Below are 2,307 nucleotides of genomic sequence, written 5' to 3'. Positions count from 1 at the left end.
GCTCGTGGATCTCGAACATTTCAACGATGCAATCCGGGAACAGAATATCCAGCATCCTTTATCCTGCTAGCTGCGCAGCTAGGTTTCAAGTCCCGATGCATCAACCACAAAACTTTCGTAAGAGCCAGAAGATTTCACCCAAAATGGGCACCGTTATGACCTGATTCTTGCCGCTAACGGAAATCGTTCGATTTCAGATTACAAGCGTGCACTAGCGCCCAAGGGAACCTATGTCATGACCGGCGGTTCCATGGCCCAGATGACCGAGGCCATGCTCCAGGGTCCATGGATCTCAATGACCGGGAGCAAGAAAATGGGTAACATGCTAGCGAGACCCAACCAAAAGGATTTGGCTTTTGTGAAAGCACTACTTGAAGCGGGGAAAGTCGTACCTGTGATAGATAGACGTTACCCGTTAAGCGAGGTTCCTGAAGCCATCGGGTACCTTGAAGAAGGACACGCTCGAGGAAAAGTCGTTATTGGGATGACCTCCAAACCTGATGTCAGCAACACCAGTCTGCAAGCTCATCCCTATGGGCGACAACTAGCAATTACGGTATGATCCAATCAGCTATGCTTCCGCTCTTTACAAGACGACTCGTCCTCAGGCGCTTCACCATGGCCGACGTTGAGGCGTTCTTGGCCTACCGTAACGACCCTGACGTGGCACGGTACCAGAGTTGGGAAGGGTGCACCCGCACAGAGGCGGAGAGGTTTATTCGTGATCAGCAGAGCCAAGAACCAGGGGAGCCCGGGCAGTGGTCTCAGATTGCCATTGCGCTGAAGGAAGAGGGGGCACTGCTCGGGGACTGCGCCCTACGCGTCCATACCCCCGATGTTCGCCAGGCCACTATAGGCTTTACATTGGCTCAGGCTAACCAGGGGCAGGGCTTTGCGACCGAAGCACTGACGTGCCTGCTCGATTATCTCTTTCAGCAAAAGCGGCTTCACCGGGTCGTAGTGGACACCGATTCACTGAACGTCCCTTCATGGACCCTGCTCGAGCGTCTTGGCATGCGCCGGGAAGGCCACCTGCGGCATAGCCTTTGGTTCAAGGGGCAGTGGGCGGATGAGTACCTGTACGCCATTCTCGCCGAGGAGTGGTTGGTGAAGCGGGAGTGACAGTGATGTTATGAAAGAACAAAGGCTTGACGCTACCGACTGGCCTTGACCGGGCGTGGGGCCAGCGCATCCACGACTTCTATGACTACACGTCCTACTGGGACTGTTAAAGGGAATAGCTTAAGTCTCTAAAGGCAGGCGCTCAGCCTGCCTTTTCTATTGGCTGCTAAGGTCTGGTAAAGCGGGAGCAGGGGGAGAGCTAGACACTGATTCAGGGACAGGTTTAGCGAGGTTGTGTCTGTATAACAAGCTGAGGGTGTTGCCCGGGTTGCGTCAGCCCAGACCGTGTGGCCATAAGTTGATTTGCACACCTTCACCCATGAGTGGGGCACGGCGCATCGCCGGATACCCAGAGGGCACGCGTACCAGGGTGCCGATCCATTGGCATGATCCGTTCAGATTAGGGTAGTGCCTAACAGGTAAGGACAAGTCTGGTTGTTGGCGTAAGGGATGAACACTGAACCGCTTCACTGTCCCACTTGCACGTCTATTGAGATTGTCAAAAACGGCCGCATCCATAACGGCAGACAGAACTACCGGTGTAAAATCTGCGGCAGGCAGTTTGTTGAAGACCCCCGAAATAAGATCATCGGTCAGGAGACGAAAGGGCTTATCGACAAGTTGCTGCTCGAGAAGCTACCACTCGCAGGCATCGCTAGAGTGGCCGAGGTCTCTGAGCCGTGGCTGCAGGGTTACGTCAACCAGAAGTACGAAGTGATTCCTAAACAAGTCGAGAGCACGCCGAAAAAAGGGGGCGTTTAACCGTCCAGTGCGATGAAGTCTGGTCGTTTGTGGGGTCAAAAGGATGCAAAAAGTGGATCTGGTTAGCCCTGGACGTCTCAACCCGAGAAATCATCGGCGTGTTTGTCGGCAGCCGAAGCAAAACAGGAGCAATGGCTCTTTGGCGATCTTTGCCTGCTGTCTACCGGCAGTGCGCCGTGTTCTACACCGACTTCTGGAAAGCGTACGCCGAGGTCTTTCCGAGCAAGCGCCATAAAGCTGTAGGCAAAAGTAGCGGCAAAACGAACCACATCGAACGCTTCAACTGCACCTTGCGGCAGCGGACAGGCCCGGGAGGCTGGAACTTCGCACCCTTGTGGTGTGCCGCTTTGTCCAAGACAGCGGGTTTCGCGTCTTGTTCGCAGCACGCTGTCGTTCTCTAAAAAGCTGGAGAACCACCTCGGG

1 protein-coding gene and 2 pseudogenes are annotated in these 2,307 nt (G+C 54.6%); all 3 read left to right on the top strand.

Annotated features, from left to right (window positions below; translation table 11 throughout):
- Positions 1-139: 139 nt before the first annotated feature.
- A pseudogene (locus tag ACFW2W_RS01975) lies at positions 140-562 on the top strand (zinc-binding dehydrogenase); the annotation flags it as partial.
- A complete protein-coding gene (locus ACFW2W_RS01970; RefSeq protein WP_378172619.1) occupies positions 559-1,122 on the top strand; it encodes a GNAT family N-acetyltransferase in 564 nt (187 codons plus the stop codon). The pseudogene ACFW2W_RS01975 and the gene ACFW2W_RS01970, both read left to right, overlap by 4 nt.
- Positions 1,123-1,572: 450 nt before the next feature.
- Positions 1,573-2,307, top strand: a pseudogene (locus ACFW2W_RS01965) (IS1 family transposase); the annotation flags it as partial.

The sequence above is a fragment of the Coleofasciculus sp. H7-2 genome (assembly GCF_042747725.1).
GTDB lineage: Bacteria > Cyanobacteriota > Cyanobacteriia > Cyanobacteriales > FACHB-T130 > FACHB-T130.
The sequence above is the reverse complement of the archived record's forward strand: the minus strand, read 5'-3'. Positions and strand labels throughout refer to the sequence as shown.

Bases quoted from the DNA above. Each gene is read 5' to 3' on its own strand.
- ACFW2W_RS01970 (WP_378172619.1), top strand. From the start codon at position 559: ATGATCCAATCAGCTATGCTTCCGCTCTTTACAAGACGACTCGTCCTC.